We start from the raw sequence: 15,530 nt of genomic DNA on the forward strand, positions 1-15,530 counted from the left end.
GGTAAAACGTTGAATGGTAACCCGGCGGCGGAAGTCAGGCAAAGCGCGGCGGCGCTGGCGGCGCCGGCAGGCGGAACGCCTCGGGGTAGTCCACGGCCACCATGTACAGGCCCGCAGCCGGCGCGGTCATGCCCCCAACGGTGCGGTCGCGGGCACTCAGGACCTCCGCCACCCAGTCGGGGGGGCGTTCTCCCGCCCCCACGGTCATCAGGGTGCCGGCGATATTGCGCACCATGTGATGCAGAAAGGCGTTCGCACTCACGTCCAGGTAGATGAAATCCCCGTCGCGGGCCACATCCACCCGGGTCACCTCCCTCCACGCATGAGCCGCCTGACAGGCCACCGCACGAAATGACGTGAAGTCCCGTTCGCCGAGCAGGTGCTGCGCGCCGGCGTGCATGCGTTGCGCATCCAGGGGTTTCCAGGTCCAGGCAACCTGGCCGTGCAGCCAGGCGGGGCGCACGGGCCGGTTCAGGATCACGTACCGGTAGTGGCGCTGCAGCGCACTCCGCCGCGCATCGAACATGGGCGCCACTGGCTGCGCCCAGGTCAGCGCGATGTCATCGGGCAGATAGGTGGTGCCACCGAGACGCCAGCCATGCATGTTGCGCCGCGCCGGTGTATCGAAGTGGATCACCTGGCCGAGGCCGTGCACACCGGCGTCGGTCCGCCCTGCACAGACGACCTGGACGGGGTGATCGGCCACCCGCGACAACGCCGCCTCCACCCGCGCCTGCACGGAGTCGCAGTGGTGCTGCTGCTGCCAGCCTGCATAGCGGCCGCCCAGGTACTCGACCCCCATGGCAATGCGCATGGAGCTGGTGCCGTTGCTTGCGTGAACACTCTCGGTCATGACGCTCCCGCGCTTACTGTACAGGCCCGGCGCTGGCCAGGACGCCGATACCCACCAACACCGGCAGGAGCCACTGCCACGGCGGCATGGGCGGTAGCCGGGGAATCCGGATCGTTGCGGGAGGCGCCTCGTCCGCGCGACGCAGGGCATCCTCGACCAGTGTCGCGCCGAGTGCGGCAACGCGTTCCTGCCAGGGCACACCTGCGGTTGCCGCGCGGGCCCGGGCGATCTGCTCCCGCAGCGCCGGCGCCGCCTCCAGCACGAGCACCAGCCTGAGTGCAAAGCGATCGGCGTCCACTCCCACGGCTGCAAATGGGCGCAGCCACCAGTGCAACGCCGCGATCAGCCACTGTCGCGCAGTGGACGCCAGCAGCAACTGAACGGCCACAACCAGGTAGCCAAGGGCGAGCAGGCGCTCAAGGCCGCCGAGCATCCCCTGGCGGGTCGGCATCAGCATGGACTCGGACGCGACCAGCGGTGTCCCGGGCGTCAGCCAGGCGTAGAAGACCAGTATGGTGAGGAACAACCAGCGCAGACGCCACAGGCTCCGCGCGACCACCGTCGGAGACAGCCGGACACGCCAGCATCCGAACGCCAGGCCCAGCGCGGGCAGGACGAGCCCCAGCCAGCCGGGCCGTGCCACCATCACCGCCAGACTGACCAGCCACAGAATGCGTGCCGCCGGATGGAGCCGCACGGCGTTCACCACCACGAGGCCCCGCCGTGGCTACTCGGCTTCGGCGTACAGTGTCCGCGCCTCGGCCTTCTGGGAGTCCGACCCTTCTTCCAGCACTTCGTCCAGCAGGGAGCGGGCGCCTTCGCTGTCGCCCATGTCGAGATAGGCGCGGGCAAGGTCCAGCTTGGTGCTGTTCTCATCACCGACGTCAAACAGCGCATCGTCGGGGTCCTCGGCCGATTCGGTGCCCGCGGTGGCTTCCGCGTCAGCGGTGTCCGGGGCGGCCGGCTCCGTGGCGGCACCAGAATCGCGGGCATCCTCCGCCGGCCCGAGCTCGTCACTCACCGTCTCCGGCGCGTAACCAAGACCCTCTTCTTCATCGCCGGCCCCGGTACCGGTATCCAGGTCATCGAGACTGAATGTCAGGGCATCGTCGTCTTCACCATCCGGCGACGCCGCGGTCTCGCCGGTCTCGGGTTCCGGGCGATCCGGCACTTCGAAATCGAGGCTGAATGCGTCATCGTCAAGCCCACCTGTGCCGCCGGCCTCCGCCGGCTCCGCCGCAGTCTCCCGCGGACCGTCCGGGGCTGCCATGTCGTCCAGTTCGAAATCGAGGCTGAAGGCATCGTCCTCCGTCCCCTCGCCCGGGTCGTCCGCCGGGGCTGCCGCGGTCGCGTCCCGTTTCTCCGCGGGTTCGGCGGGCGGCTCGTCGAGGCTGAACTCCAGGTCACTGAAGTCATCCTCGTCGGCCTCGTCGGTCGCCTCCGCCGGTACCGGTGCGGCGGGCTCGGGCTGCTCGTCCCCGGCGGGCTGCTCCGCGAGCATGCCGGCAAAGGGATCATTCTCGTCCGCCGGCTCCGGCGGCATGAGCGGTGCGTCGTCGGCGCCACCGAACAGGGGGTTCTCGGGGGCGATCTCCCGCCCCATCTCACTGGCACGCTGCCAGACCGGGTCCGTCTCGCCATCCACCAGGCCATACAGGGCCTGGGCATCCGCTTCGAATGCCGGCCGATCACCGCTGAGCGAGTGAGCCTCCAGCAGCTTCAGCCGCAGATCCTTGCGCTCCGGGTCTTCCGCCACCGCCGTGGTCAGCAGGTTCCTGGCCTGATCGTAGCGGCCGTAGGCCAGGTTGATCTCCGCCTCTTCCACCGGATCGGCTCCACCGGCACGGGTGATCGCGGGCTCGAACTCGTCGTCCACCAGGGGCCGGGACGCATCGTCGGCCGCCTGCCCGGGTTCATCGCCGGCATCTTCGTCCTGCGCTGCAGACCCGGCAGCCATTGCCGCGGCCAGACTCGCCTCCACCTCCTCCGAGGCGTCGGTGGCGGCATTGCGGCGGCGGCGGACGATCAGCAACGCGAGCAGCATCAGCGCTGCCAGTGCGGCACCGGCAAGACTGAGGTTGCGCGGGTCCTCCCAGGGGGCCTGCGGCTGCGTGGCAGCGGGCTCATCCACTGCGGTTCCGGCGGGGTCCTGCTCGTCACCGGCCGCGACCGCTTCGTCGGTATCCGCAGCTTCCTCGGCCGCGACGGCCTCTTCGTCCTCGTCGGTCACCCCGGGCTCGTCATCCGCCAGCGGCACGTCCTCCTCCGCCGGCTCCTGGGGCATCCCGGGCAGCGCACCCTGGACCTGCACATCGAGAGTCCGCTCCAGGGCCTCGACCCGCTCCAGCAGTTCATCGGTCTGGGCGCGCAGCCGCTCGTTCTCCGAGCGCAGGGACGCCTCGTCCTCCCGCGCGGCAGCCAGCTCGGCCTGGAGACGGGCAACGGTCTCGGGGCTGGCATCCACGTCCTCGTCCAGGAGCGACGCGGTGGCATCGTCACCGGCCGTGTCCCCGGCCGCCACCACCTCGAGCCGCCCGTCCACTACGTCGGGCTGATCGGCTTCATCCGCCACTTCCGACTCGTCCGGCGGCGCCGGGTCCGGAGCGCGTCCGGCCTGCCACGCCTCAACCTGGCGGGAGTACTCCTGCCGGGCGTCAGCCGCGGACAGCGCCACGGCCTCATCCCGGTCCGGCACCCGGAGGATGGCACCAGCCCGGACGTTGTTGACGTTGTCGTCGATGAAGGCGTCCGGGTTCGCCGCCAGCAGCGCCATCATCATCTGGTGCACCGAGGCGTCCGTCCCCTGGCGCGCCTCGTCGGCAATCTCCCAGAGCGTGTCATTGCTCTGTACTTCAATCTCCTCGGGGGCATCCGCCACCGGATCCGGCTCTCCCGGATCGCCCGGGGTGGCAGTGGCAACGTCTTCATCCGCCGGCGCGTCAGGCGCCGGCGCATCGGCGGGCGCCGGGGCGGCATCCTCTTCCGGGGAATGCACGGGCGGGTCCAGCAACAGGGTGTACTCCCGGACCAACCGGCCACCCGCCCAGTTGAGCTCGACCAGGAATGCCAGAAACGGTTCGCGGACCGGGTCGCTGGTGCTGACCACAACGTAGGGCTCCGCGGCGTCGGTGACCACCTCGAAATCCAGCTGGGAGAGCATGAACGGGCGCTCCAGTCCGGCGCGCTCAAAGGCGTCGGGGGATGCCAGCGTCGCGCTGAGCGTCTCGAGCTCTTCCGAATCGGCGGACTCCAGCGGAATGCGCGCTTCCAGCGGCTCGTTCAGTGCCGATTCCGTCTGAATCGAACCGACGCCCAGAGCCGCAGCAATGGAGGGGGCTAGTACGGTGCTCAGCGCTGCGATGCGAGCCAGTCTGCGTGCCATGGCATTCCCTTATCGGTGGACTGATCGGGTGGTCAGGTCGGATGTCAGCCCTTGCATTTTGATTCTTGTCCCTGAATGCGGTGCTGCCCGACGCCACTGCGACGGCAGCAGTATCGAGCCGGAGACGCGCCCGTGGTGCGGTCACCCGCTTCCCACCGCACACTAGCGGCCAGCCCGACGAATTTCAAACCCCGCCAGCCCGCGCCAGACGCGCGGCTGGCAGGAATGCGACGCCGTTCACCCCTCGTTGAGGATACGCAGCATCCGCCGCAGCGGTTCCGCGGCACCCCAGAGCAGCTGATCGCCGACCGTGAACGCACCCAGGTAGTCGTTGCCCATGGACAGCTTGCGCAGGCGGCCGACGGGCACGTTCAGGGTGCCGGTCACCGCCGCGGGCGTAAGGTCCCGCAGGGACTCTTCCTTGTCATTGGGCACCACGCTGGCCCAGGGGTTGGACTCGGCGATGATGCTGCTGATCTCGTCGATGGGCGCATCCTTGCTGAGCTTGATGGTCAGCGCCTGGGCATGGGAGCGCATGGCGCCGATGCGCACGCAGATCCCGTCGATGGGCACCGGATTGTCGGATCGGCCGAGGATCTTGTTGGTCTCCACCTCGGCTTTCCACTCTTCCTTGCTCTGGCCACTATCGAGCTTCTTGTCGATCCAGGGCAGCAGGCTGCCGGCAAGCGGGTAGCCGAAGTGTTCACGGGGATAGCCGTCACCGGTGATCGCGTCGGAGACCGCCCGATCAAGCTCGAGAATGGCGCTGGACGGGTCGGCGAGCTGGTCGCTGGCAGACTTGTGGATGTAGCCCATCTGCGCCACCAGTTCCCGCATGTTCTGCGCACCGGCGCCGGAGGCAGCCTGATAGGTCATGGGGCTGATCCACTCCACCAGCCCCTCGCGCAGCAGACCACCGATGCCCATGAGCATCAGGCTGACGGTGCAGTTGCCGCCGACAAAGGTCTTCACCCCGTTGCCGAGCCCCTGCCTGATGACGTCGGCGTTCACCGGGTCCAGCACGATGATGCTGTCATCGGCCATGCGCAGGGTCGACGCGGCGTCGATCCAGTAGCCGTCCCAGCCGGCCTTGCGCAGGTCCTGGTAGACCGCTTCGGTATAGTCGCCACCCTGGCAGGTGACGATCACGTCCATGGCCTGCAGCTCGCCGATGTCACGGGCGTCTTTCAGCGCGGGCACGTCCTTGCCGACGTCGGGCCCCGGCTGGCCGGCCTGCGACGTGGTGAAGAAGACCGGTTCGATATCCTGGAAATCGTTCTCGTCACGCATGCGCTGCATGAGCACGGAGCCAACCATGCCACGCCAGCCAACAAATCCTACGCGCTTCATTGCGTCACCTCAGTCTGATTCGGGTCTCGGGCCGCTCCATCGCGACCCCCTCAGTCGTTCAGCCTCGCCACCACGGCATCACCCATGGCGGCCGTTCCCACGAGCCGGGTGTCCTCGCTGTGGATGTCCGGCGTGCGCAGGCCGTCATCCAGGACGCGGCCCACCGCCGCCTCGACCCGGTCCGCCAGCGCCCCCTCCCCGAGAGAATAACGCAGCAGCATGGCCACGGAGAGGATCGTGGCCAGGGGATTGGCCTTGTCCTGGCCGGCGATATCCGGCGCGGAGCCGTGCACGGGCTCGTACATGCCGCAGCCCTGGCTGTCCAGCGACGCCGACGGCAACATGCCGATGGAACCGGTGAGCATGGCGGCACAGTCCGAGAGGATGTCGCCGAACAGGTTGCCCGTGACCATGACGTCGAACTGCTTGGGCGCGCGCACCAGCTGCATGGCCGCGTTGTCCACGTACATGTGGGAGAGTTCCACGTCCGGATAATCCGCCGCCAGGCGGTCCATGACCTCGCGCCAGAGCTCCGAGACCTCCAGCACGTTGGCCTTGTCCACGGAGCACAGCCGGCCACCACGCTTGCGGGCGGTATCGAACGCCAACCGGCCGATACGCTCGATTTCCGACTCCCGGTACACCAGGGTATTGAACCCCTGCCGCTCACCGTTCTCGAGGACCCGCTCACCACGGGGCTCACCGAAGTAGATGCCGCCGGTGAGTTCGCGCACGATCATGATGTCCAGCCCGGCGACCACGTCCGGCTTCAGGGCCGACGACGCCGCCAGCTGCGGATACAGGATGGCGGGGCGCAGATTGCCGAACAGCTCCAGCGCCGCGCGGATGCCAAGGAGACCACGCTCGGGCCGCAGGTGGCGCTCCAGGGTGTCGTAGCGCGGCCCGCCAACGGCGCCGAGGAGAATGGCATCGGACCCGCGCGCCTGCTCCAGGGTCACCCCGGGCAGGGGCTCGCCGTGCGCATCATAGGCCGCGCCGCCGATCAGCCCCTGCTCCAGCTCGGCATCCAGACCGAAGCCTTCGCGCAGGCGGTTCAGAACCTTGACGGCTTCCGCAACGATTTCCTGGCCGATGCCGTCACCGGGTAGAACTAGAATCTTTCGGCTCATGACGCCTCTCGTGCAAACGGGTTGTATCAGGCGCGGAACAGCCAGGGCGCCTCTTTGCGCCGGCGCTCCTCGTAGGCGCGGATGGCCTCCTCGTGCTGCAGCGTGAGGCCGATCTCGTCCAGCCCCTCCACCAGCATGTGCTTGCGAAAGCCGTCCACGTCGAAGGTGATGGTCTCACCGGCGGGTGTGGTCACCGTCTGGGCCGGCAGGTCCACCGACATGGTGCAGCCGGGCTCGGCCTTCACTTCGCGGAACAGCCGCTCGACGGTCTCTTCCGGCAGGATCACCGGCAGAATGCCGTTCTTGAAGCAGTTGTTGTAGAAGATATCGGCGTAGCTCGGCGCAATCAGGGTGCGGATGCCGAAGTCCTTCAATGCCCACGGGGCATGCTCCCTGGACGAGCCGCAGCCGAAGTTGCGCCCGGTGAGCAGGATGCTGGCACTGCGGTAGGGCGCCTGATTGAGTACGAAGTCCGGGTTCTCCGGTCGCTGGCTGCAATCCTGCCCGGGCTGACCCTCGTCCAGATAGCGCCAGGAATCGAACAGGTTGTCGCCGAAGCCGGTCCGGTGGATGGACTTCAGGAACTGCTTGGGGATGATGGCGTCGGTGTCGATGTTGGTCTGCTCCAGCGGCGCGACCACCCCGGTATGCTGGGAAAACGGCTCCATCTTCAGAAATTCCTCACGTCGACGAAGTGGCCGGCGACGGCAGCCGCCGCAGCCATGGCCGGGCTCACAAGGTGGGTACGGCCACCCTGCCCTTGCCGGCCCTCGAAGTTGCGGTTGGAGGTGGATGCGCAGCGCTCACCCGGCGAGAGCTGATCGGGATTCATCCCGAGACACATGGAACAACCCGCCTCGCGCCATTCGAACCCGGCTTCCTTGAAAATGCGGTCCAGGCCCTCGTCCTCGGCCTGCTTCTTCACCAGACCGGAGCCCGGAACCACCATGGCCAGCTTGATGTTGTCGGCAATACGGCGCCCCTTGAGCACCTCGGCCGCGGCGCGCAGATCGGTGATGCGGGCATTGGTGCACGAGCCGATGAAGACCTTGTCCAGGTGGATGTCGGTCATGGGCGTCTCCGGCTCGAGATCCATGTATTCCAGCGCCCGGGCATACCCCGCACGCTTGCCCTCGTCCGCCTCCTTGAACGGATTCGGCACCTTGCCGCTCACCGGCACGACCATCTCCGGCGACGTCCCCCAGGAGACCTGCGGTTCGATGTCGGCCGCGTTGATGCGAACGACCTTGTCGAACGCGGCGTCGGCATCGCTGTGCAGCGTGCGCCAGTAAGCCACCGCCTGATCCCACAGTTCGCCCGTGGGCGCAAACGGCCGATTGGCGATGTAGTCGATGGTGGTGTCGTCCACGGCGATCATGCCGCAGCGCGCACCCGCCTCGATGGACATGTTGCAGATGGTCATCCGCCCTTCCATGCCGAGGTTGCGGATGGCCGAGCCGCCGTATTCGATGGCGTAACCGGTGCCGCCGGCGGTACCGATGGTGCCGATGATGTGCAGGATGATGTCCTTGGCGGTGACGCCCGCCCCCAGCTCGCCGTCCACGCTGATGAGCATGGTCTTGCTCTTCTGCTGAACGAGAGTCTGGGTGGCGAGCGCATGCTCCACCTCGGAGGTGCCGATGCCGAACGCCATGGCGCCCATGGCCCCCTGGGTGGAGGTATGGGAATCACCGCAGACAATGGTCATGCCCGGCAGGGTCGCGCCCTGCTCCGGGCCGATGACGTGCACGATCCCCTGGCGCGGGTCGTTCATGCCGAACTCGGTGATTCCGTAGATTTCGCAGTTGCGGTTCAGCGTCTCCACCTGGGTGCGCGAAACAGGGTCGGCGATGCCCTGGCTGCGATCCGTGGTGGGGACGTTGTGATCGGTCACCGCCAGGTTGGCATCCACCCGCCACGGCTGCCGGCCGGCCAGGCGCAGCCCCTCGAACGCCTGCGGCGAGGTCACCTCGTGCACCAGCTGGCGATCGATATAGATGAGCGACGTCCCGTCCTCGTTGTCACGAACGACGTGATCGTCCCAGAGCTTCTCGTAGAGGGTCTTGCCTGTCATTGGATCACCTGGCAGTGGTCGAACCACGATTCGATTCGGTCTCAAACCCGCGATTATAACGGATTCGCGATGCCCGATGAATCCACTGTCACGCAGAGCTGGCCCCGGCGCCCTCCTGCGCACCCTCCTGCCCCGGCAGGCTGGCGACGGCGATGATCGCGGCGAGAACGGCAACCAGCGCGCCCAGGTAGAATGTCGCGCTGCCGCCCACCACATCCCAGAGCAGCCCGCTGAACAGGCTGCCCACGGCCACGCCGGCACCAAAGGTGATGCTGCTGTATAGCGCCTGCCCCCGCCCCTGGTTGCTGCCCACGAAGTAGCGATTGACCAGGGCGATGCCCACGGCGTGGTAGACACCGAAGGACGCGGCGTGCAGCCCCTGGGCGAACAACAGGACCGGCAACAGCTGCGGCGCCAGGGCGATCAACCCCCAGCGCAACGCCGACAGCAGCATGGCCACGGTCATCAGCAGGCGTGCGCCGAAGCGGGGCAACAGGCGGTGCATCACCAGGAACAGCCCGATCTCCGCCACCACACCGACTGCCCAGAGAATGCCGATCATGCTGCTGCTGTAGCCGGCATCTTCCAGATAGATACTGAAGAACGCGTAATACGGGCCATGGCTCGCCTTGAGCAGAAAACAGGCGAGAAAGAAGCCGATCACGTCGGGCCGCAGCAGCACGCTGAGGATCGGGTCGCTGTGGTGGCGGCGGACAGGCTGCCTGGCTCCCGGTGCCACCTGGCTGGCAACCCAGAGTCCGGCGAACATCACCAGCAGCAGCCACGGGAGAATGTGCACGCCGAAGCGGTCGATGAGCTCACCGAACCCCACCACGGCAATGATGAAACCCACGGAGCCCCAGAGGCGGATCCGGCTGTAGCGGTGATCCGCCCGCCCCAGGTGGTTCAGGGTATTGGCTTCGAACTGCGGCAGGGCCGCGTTCCAGAAAAAGCTGAACAGCACCATGACCAGTGCAATCCACCAGAACGTGCTGCCCAGCAGCACGCCGGTGAAGGTCAGCATCGCCGCCAGCGCCCCGATACGGACCACCGCCATGCGACGCCCGGTGCGATCGGCGATCACGCCCCAGAGATTGGGGGCGACGATCTTCGTGGCGTGCAGGATCGCGATGAGCTGGCCGATCTGCGCCGCCGAGAACCCCTCCGCGGCCAGGTAGGGCCCCCAGTAGGGAGCCAGACCACCCAGCACCGCAAAGAAGAACAGGTAGAAGGCGGACAGCCGCCAGTAAGGCAGATCCGGCGCCGCCAACGGTCAGTCGCCGCGTCGGCCGGGTTCCGCGGGCACGGGCGTCAGCGGCGGCGTGACATCGGCGTTCTGGGCCCGGTGGCGCAGCGCATGATCCATGAGCACCAGCGCCATCATCGCCTCGGCAATGGGCGTGGCGCGGATCCCCACACAGGGGTCATGGCGCCCCTTGGTCACCACCTCCACGGGCTGGCCCTCGGTATTGATGGAGCGGCCCGGGGTAACGATGCTCGACGTGGGTTTCAGGGCGATGGACGCCACCAGATCCTGCCCGGTGGATATCCCCCCGAGCACACCGCCGGCATTGTTGGCGAGAAAGCCGTCCGGAGTGATTTCGTCCCGGTGCTCGGTGCCACGCTGGGAGACGGAGGCGAAGCCTGCGCCGATCTCCACGCCCTTGACCGCATTGATGCTCATCAGTCCGTGGGCAAGGTCGGCATCCAGGCGGTCAAACACCGGCTCGCCCCAACCGGGCGGGCAGCCCTCGGCAACCACCGTGACCCGGGCACCCACCGAGTCCAGGTCCCTGCGCAGCTGGACCATGTACTGCTCCAGTTCCTCGACGCGGTCCGGGTCGCCGCAGAAGAAGGGGTTCCGGTCCACCGCACCCCAGTCCTTCAGCCCCAGCTCGATGGGCCCGAGCTGGGAGAGGTAACCGCGGATGCGCACACCGAACCGCTCCACCAGCCACTTCTTGGCGATGCCCCCGGCGGCCACGCGCATGGCCGTCTCGCGGGCCGAGGAACGGCCACCACCGCGGTAGTCACGGATGCCGTACTTCTGGGCGTAGGTGTAATCGGCATGGCCGGGCCGGAAGGTGGCCGCGATCTCGGAGTAGTCCTTGGATTTCTGGTCCGTGTTCTCGATCAGCAGACCGATGGGGGTTCCGGTGGTCCGCCCCTCGAAGACGCCCGACAGGATACGGACCTGATCCGGCTCCTTGCGCTGGGTGGTATAGCGGGAGGTTCCCGGCCGGCGGCGATCCAGGTCGCGCTGCAGGTCGGCCTCGGTCAGGGCCAGCCCCGGGGGGCAGCCGTCCACGACGGCACCCAGCGCCGGGCCATGGCTTTCACCGAAGGTCGTGAGCTGGAACAGCTTTCCGAACGTATTACCAGACATGACGCATCCGTTACCGGTTGTACTCGGGAGGGGCCGTCGCCCCGAACAGGCCTTCGCACGCGCGCAGGTCCTGCGCGGTGATGGCGAAGACACCATGGCCGCCGCGCTCGAACTCGATCCACACCAGCGGCGCCTGGGGCCACAGCGCCTCCACCGCCTCGGCGCTGTTGCCCACTTCCACCACCAGCAACCCGTCCTCGGCAAGCCAGTGATGCGCGTCCGCCAGGATGCGCCGCACCACGTCCAGGCCATCGTCGCCCGCCGCCAGCCCCAGCCGGGGCTCATGCCGGTACTCCGGCGGCAGCTGCGCCATGTCGACGGCATCCACGTACGGCGGATTGGCGACGATCAGATCGTAACGTTCGCCACCGGGCAGCCCGTCAAAGGCATCGGCCCGGTGCAGGCGCACCCACTCCTGGAGCTGATGCCGCTGCACGTTGATACCGGCGACCTCCAGCGCATCCGCCGAGACATCCGACGCATCGACCACGGCGTGGTCGAACGCCAGGGCGCAGGCGATGGCGATGCAACCGCTGCCGGTCCCCATGTCCAGCACCCGCTCCACCCGGTCCGGGTCCAGCCAGGGCGCAAAGCCGGTCTCGATCAGTTCGGCGATGGGCGAGCGCGGCACCAGCACGCGGTTGTCCACGTAGAACGGCAGCCCCGCGAACCAGGCCTCCCGGGTCAGGTAGGGCAGCGGCAGACGCTCGTCGATCCGGCGCTTGGCGCGCTCGAGAATCGCCCTGCCCTCGCCGGGCGTCACCCGCGCCTGCCACAGGGCATCGTCAATAACCGGGGGCAGATGCACGCTGTGCAGCACCAGCGCCGCTGCTTCATCCAGCGCATTGTCGGTGCCATGCCCGAACACCAGCCCCGCCTCGCGGAAACGGCTGGCGGACCAGCGCACGTAATCGCGCAGTGTCCGCAGGTGGCTCAGGGGTTCCTCCAGTTCGAGCATCGGGCAGGCTCCGTTACCATGGCCGTGAAACCCGCAATCATAACCGATCCGTCCCGCGCCTTGGCGCCGGATTGAAGGGAACGCTGAACTGATTGCCGCTGGCTGCCATCCAATCACTGACAGTCGTTCCCTTCCACCCGAGGCTATGACAGAATTCCGCGCCATGAAAAACCTTCGCACGCCCGTGTTCATGCTCATTGCCATCCTCGCCGCCGGGGCAGCTCTCGTCGGCGGGATGTACGCCGCCAACACCCTGGTGAGTCCGGCCACCCTGGACGACGGGGACCTGAGTGCCACCTACCTGGAGAACAGCCGCGAGATCACCGATTTCCAGCTGGTGGACCACTCCGGTGAGCCGTTTGACAACACCAGCCTTCAGGGCCAGTGGACACTGATGTTCTTCGGTTTCACCCACTGCCCGGATATCTGCCCCATGACGCTGGCCGAGTTGAGCCGGGTCCACACGATGCTCGAGGACGAGGGCATGGGCGAGAACGTGCGCACGGTCTTTGTCACGGTCGACCCGCAGCGTGACACGCAGGAGCGGCTCGAAGCCTACGTCACCAACTTCCGCGACGATTTCCGGGGGATCACCGGGGACCTGGATGACATCGACGTGCTCGCACGGGACATGGGCATTGCCCACATCCGGCACGACGACAACGGTGATGCCAATTACATGGTGGATCACGGCGCATCGGTGCTGCTGGTCAACCCCGAGGGCCGGTTCCAGGCCATGTTCGGCTCGCCCCACCGGGCACCGGAGATCGCCGAGGACCTCAGGGCCATCATCGAGTTCCATGGCTCCTCCTGAGTCGGCTGACGAGCGTGCGGGATCCGTGCCGGAGCGCCACCTCGGGGGACGGCCGTCGCTTGCCGACAGGGCGAAGTCGCTGCCCCTCTACCCCCTGCCCCATCACGCCGTATCGCGCCTGGTTCACCGCCTGACGCGCGTGCGGGCGGGCTGGGTCCGCAAGCCACTCACCCGGCTGTTCATCCGCCATTTCGGGGTGGACATGAGCGAGGCACTGACGCCGGATGCGGCTGCATTTCCCGATTTCAACAGCTTCTTCACCCGCCCGCTGAAGCCCGACGCGCGCCCCATGCCGGCCGAGGAGCACGCGGTGTGCTCACCCGCCGACGGCGCCCTCAGCGCCATGGGCCGCATCGAGGACGACCGGCTGATCCAGGCCAAGGGGCAACACTACTCGCTGACCGACCTGCTGGGCGGTGCGCCGGATCGCGCGGCGCCGTTCAGGCACGGCAGTTCCGCCACCATCTACCTGTCACCACGGGATTACCATCGGGTCCATATGCCCGTGACCGGCACCCTTCGGGAGATGGTGCACGTCCCCGGGCGGCTGTTCAGCGTCGGCCGCCACACGGTGAAAAGCGTACCGGGCCTGTTCGCGCGCAACGAGCGCGTCGCCTGCCTGTTCGACACCGCGCTGGGGCCGATGGCCATGGTATTGGTGGGCGCCATCAACGTGGCGAGTATCGAGACGGTGTGGGCGGGCGAGGTCACCCCGCCGCGCGGCCGACGGGTGCGAAGCTGGCGCTACGATGAACAGCCTACCCGCCTGGAGCGGGGTGCGGAGATGGGGCGTTTCAACATGGGGTCGACAGTGATCGTACTCTTCCCGCGGGATACCGTGCACTGGGATACGGCACTGACGGCGGACGCCCCGCTGCGGGTGCGTCAGGCCATCGCCTGGCAGAATCGCTCAGGCTGACGCGGCGACCGGTGGATACGGCCAGCCGCCGTATCCACCGCGCGAGCCGGGCCTCAGCCGGCGGCATCCAGCCCGGCACTGTAGCCTGCACTCTCGATACCGGCCACCGCGCAGGCCTGGTCTTCGGGAGAGGCGTCACCGCTGACGCCCACGGCACCGATGATCCGGCTGCCTTCGTCCAGCACCAGCACGCCGCCGGGCACCGGCACGAATTCGCCCCCGGTAGCCGTGGCAACGCTGGCCAGAAACGCGTCCCGGCCCTGGTTGCGCTCGCCCACGACGCCGCTGCCGATGCCGATACCCAGTGCGGCACCCGCCTTGCCACGGGCGACTTCCACGCGCATGTTGCCGGACCCGTCCTCCCGGTCCAGGGAGACAATATGCCCACCGGCATCCAGGGCCACGACGGTCAACGGCTGCAGGCCACGACGACGCCCTTCCGCGAGACTGCCGGCGATAATCGCCCGCGCCTTCTCCAGCGGCAGGGTGACGGTCATCTTGAAAACATCTGCTGGCATCGTACTGCTCCTCGGGATTGCAATGAATGAGGCAGGTGTTCAGGCGATCACGCCGCCCGGGCCACCAGAAGCGCCTATGGCACCAGATCCTGCCCGGAAACACCAGTGCTGCCGGTCGACAGCCCCGGCAGCTTCATGGAAACTGACGACGTATCGGGGCGCGTGCTCCGTCACACTGCATCCACCCAATGAGAACAAGGACGCGCAAGCATGACATTTCTACACAACGATGATGTGGGCAAACTCCTGCTCCGCCTGACGCTCGGCCTGCTCATGCTGCCCCACGGGATCGCCAAGCTCATCGGCGGCGTGGGTGGTATTCAGGGCATGCTGGCAGGCGCCGGACTGCCGGAGTTCCTGGCCTTCGGTGTCTACATCGGCGAGGTGGTCGCCCCGCTGATGATCATTGCCGGCTGGTTCTGCGGCGTTGGCGCGCTGTTGATCGTCATCAACATGCTCTTCGCCATCTTCCTCGCCCACTCCCACGAGATCTTCATGCTGGGCGAGCACGGAGGCTGGGCCATCGAACTCCAGGCCTTCTTCCTGTTCACGGCCGTGGTGCTGCTGTTCACCGGGCCGGGCCGGATCGGCATGAACCGCTCCTGAGCGCCCGCTTCGCCATGGCGGGGCACACCCCCGCCATGGCGCGCCGTCTCACGTGCTGTCGCCGCCGCCCTCCCGGGCGTGGGCCTGCGCCTTGGCAGCTTGACTGCGAATCCAGATGCTGAGCGGAAAGCGCGCGATCAATAGCACGATCGCGGCCCAGAACCCCCAGGCGAACCCCGCAACACCGGCTGCCGGCGCCTCCCAGTTGAGGACGATCCCGAGCACCAGCGGGATCAGGCCGAGCACGATCATCATGTCCACCACCAGTACGTTACCCCAGCCCACACGATCCGCCGCGATCATGAGCACTGCGGCCAGGGCGAGCACCGCCAGCACCACCAGCGTGGCCGTGCCCCAGGCGCCGCTGATGTCCATCAGTGTGAGAGGCTGTCCGTCACCGGTCTCCAGGAACGGCGCATAGAGCAGCGCGATGACCACACACGCCAGCAGGGCGTGCAGCAACGGCAGGCGGCGGTCCGGCTGTGGTGGCAGTGTCGTCTCGTTGTGTTCGCTCATGTCTGTTCATGTCCCCTACCGTGA

Annotated in this window: 15 protein-coding genes; 3 read left to right on the forward strand and 12 right to left on the reverse strand. The window is 67.5% G+C overall.

The annotated features are described in order from the left end of the window. Nucleotides 1-34: 34 nt before the first annotated feature. From truA to prmB, 10 genes are all read right to left on the reverse strand, one after another. The gene (gene truA / locus BMZ02_RS05475) at nt 35-853 is read right to left on the reverse strand and encodes a tRNA pseudouridine(38-40) synthase TruA (RefSeq protein ID WP_245753952.1); all 819 of its coding nucleotides are present in this window, start codon (nt 851-853) and stop codon (nt 35-37) included. 13 nt (nt 854-866) lie between these two features. Further along, nucleotides 867-1,565 carry a CbiQ family ECF transporter T component gene (locus BMZ02_RS05480; protein WP_091640672.1) on the reverse strand — a complete coding sequence of 233 codons (699 nt, stop codon included), beginning with the start codon at nt 1,563-1,565 and terminating at the stop codon, nt 867-869. 15 nt (nt 1,566-1,580) lie between these two features. Next, on the reverse strand, nt 1,581-4,235 hold the full coding sequence (locus BMZ02_RS05485; RefSeq protein ID WP_091640674.1) for a FimV/HubP family polar landmark protein: 2,655 nt from the start codon (nt 4,233-4,235) through the stop codon (nt 1,581-1,583). Between the two features lie 237 nt (nt 4,236-4,472). Then, entirely contained in the window at nt 4,473-5,585 is a 1,113-nt protein-coding gene (gene asd / locus BMZ02_RS05490) for an aspartate-semialdehyde dehydrogenase (RefSeq protein WP_091640675.1), read from the reverse strand. Nucleotides 5,586-5,635: 50 nt separating this feature from the next. Further along, complete coding sequence (gene leuB, locus BMZ02_RS05495) at nt 5,636-6,715, reverse strand: 3-isopropylmalate dehydrogenase (protein WP_091640677.1); 1,080 nt, start codon at nt 6,713-6,715, stop codon at nt 5,636-5,638. 26 nt (nt 6,716-6,741) lie between these two features. Further along, nucleotides 6,742-7,383, reverse strand: a complete 642-nt coding sequence (gene leuD / locus BMZ02_RS05500) for a 3-isopropylmalate dehydratase small subunit (RefSeq protein ID WP_091640679.1) — start codon at nt 7,381-7,383, stop codon at nt 6,742-6,744. 2 nt (nt 7,384-7,385) lie between these two features. Further along, entirely contained in the window at nt 7,386-8,789 is a 1,404-nt protein-coding gene (gene leuC, locus BMZ02_RS05505) for a 3-isopropylmalate dehydratase large subunit (protein WP_091640680.1), read from the reverse strand. A gap of 88 nt (nt 8,790-8,877) precedes the next feature. Continuing rightward, a complete protein-coding gene (locus BMZ02_RS05510) occupies nt 8,878-10,059 on the reverse strand; it encodes an MFS transporter (protein ID WP_216110706.1) in 1,182 nt (393 codons plus the stop codon). Nucleotides 10,060-10,062: 3 nt separating this feature from the next. Beyond that, nucleotides 10,063-11,175, reverse strand: a complete 1,113-nt coding sequence (aroC, locus tag BMZ02_RS05515) for a chorismate synthase (RefSeq protein WP_091640682.1) — start codon at nt 11,173-11,175, stop codon at nt 10,063-10,065. A 10-nt stretch (nt 11,176-11,185) separates the two neighbouring features. Continuing rightward, a complete protein-coding gene (gene prmB, locus BMZ02_RS05520; protein ID WP_091640683.1) occupies nt 11,186-12,133 on the reverse strand; it encodes a 50S ribosomal protein L3 N(5)-glutamine methyltransferase in 948 nt (315 codons plus the stop codon). 163 nt (nt 12,134-12,296) lie between these two features. On the opposite strand from prmB, the gene BMZ02_RS05525 reads away from it, so the two are divergent. Beyond that, nucleotides 12,297-12,947: an SCO family protein gene (locus BMZ02_RS05525; RefSeq protein WP_171909826.1), complete on the forward strand. Its 651-nt coding sequence runs from the start codon at nt 12,297-12,299 to the stop codon at nt 12,945-12,947. Next, nucleotides 12,934-13,866, forward strand: a complete 933-nt coding sequence (gene asd, locus BMZ02_RS05530; protein WP_091640687.1) for an archaetidylserine decarboxylase — start codon at nt 12,934-12,936, stop codon at nt 13,864-13,866. Before BMZ02_RS05525 ends, asd (BMZ02_RS05530) begins: the two co-directional genes overlap by 14 nt. Nucleotides 13,867-13,919: 53 nt before the next feature. On the opposite strand, the gene BMZ02_RS05535 is transcribed toward asd (BMZ02_RS05530), so the two are convergent. Then, on the reverse strand, nt 13,920-14,384 hold the full coding sequence (locus tag BMZ02_RS05535) for a GlcG/HbpS family heme-binding protein (RefSeq protein WP_091640689.1): 465 nt from the start codon (nt 14,382-14,384) through the stop codon (nt 13,920-13,922). A gap of 210 nt (nt 14,385-14,594) precedes the next feature. Here BMZ02_RS05535 and BMZ02_RS05540 point away from each other — a divergent pair, with 210 nt between their 5' ends. Next, nucleotides 14,595-14,990: a DoxX family protein gene (locus tag BMZ02_RS05540; RefSeq protein WP_091640690.1), complete on the forward strand. Its 396-nt coding sequence runs from the start codon at nt 14,595-14,597 to the stop codon at nt 14,988-14,990. Nucleotides 14,991-15,038: 48 nt separating this feature from the next. On the opposite strand, the gene BMZ02_RS05545 is transcribed toward BMZ02_RS05540, so the two are convergent. After that, entirely contained in the window at nt 15,039-15,506 is a 468-nt protein-coding gene (locus BMZ02_RS05545) for a hypothetical protein (protein WP_091640692.1), read from the reverse strand. Nucleotides 15,507-15,530 lie beyond the last annotated feature (24 nt).

The organism is Aquisalimonas asiatica (assembly GCF_900110585.1).
Lineage (GTDB): Bacteria > Pseudomonadota > Gammaproteobacteria > Nitrococcales > Aquisalimonadaceae > Aquisalimonas > Aquisalimonas asiatica.

Coding starts and splice junctions, on each gene's coding strand:
- truA (WP_245753952.1), bottom strand. CDS start 853: ATGACCGAGAGTGTTCACGCAAGCAACGGCACCAGCTCCATGCGCATT.
- BMZ02_RS05485 (WP_091640674.1), bottom strand. CDS start 4,235: ATGGCACGCAGACTGGCTCGCATCGCAGCGCTGAGCACCGTACTAGCC.
- asd (WP_091640675.1), bottom strand. CDS start 5,585: ATGAAGCGCGTAGGATTTGTTGGCTGGCGTGGCATGGTTGGCTCCGTG.
- leuB (WP_091640677.1), bottom strand. CDS start 6,715: ATGAGCCGAAAGATTCTAGTTCTACCCGGTGACGGCATCGGCCAGGAA.
- leuD (WP_091640679.1), bottom strand. CDS start 7,383: ATGGAGCCGTTTTCCCAGCATACCGGGGTGGTCGCGCCGCTGGAGCAG.
- leuC (WP_091640680.1), bottom strand. CDS start 8,789: ATGACAGGCAAGACCCTCTACGAGAAGCTCTGGGACGATCACGTCGTT.
- aroC (WP_091640682.1), bottom strand. CDS start 11,175: ATGTCTGGTAATACGTTCGGAAAGCTGTTCCAGCTCACGACCTTCGGT.
- prmB (WP_091640683.1), bottom strand. CDS start 12,133: ATGCTCGAACTGGAGGAACCCCTGAGCCACCTGCGGACACTGCGCGAT.
- BMZ02_RS05525 (WP_171909826.1), top strand. CDS start 12,297: ATGAAAAACCTTCGCACGCCCGTGTTCATGCTCATTGCCATCCTCGCC.
- asd (WP_091640687.1), top strand. CDS start 12,934: ATGGCTCCTCCTGAGTCGGCTGACGAGCGTGCGGGATCCGTGCCGGAG.
- BMZ02_RS05535 (WP_091640689.1), bottom strand. CDS start 14,384: ATGCCAGCAGATGTTTTCAAGATGACCGTCACCCTGCCGCTGGAGAAG.
- BMZ02_RS05540 (WP_091640690.1), top strand. CDS start 14,595: ATGACATTTCTACACAACGATGATGTGGGCAAACTCCTGCTCCGCCTG.
- BMZ02_RS05545 (WP_091640692.1), bottom strand. CDS start 15,506: ATGAGCGAACACAACGAGACGACACTGCCACCACAGCCGGACCGCCGC.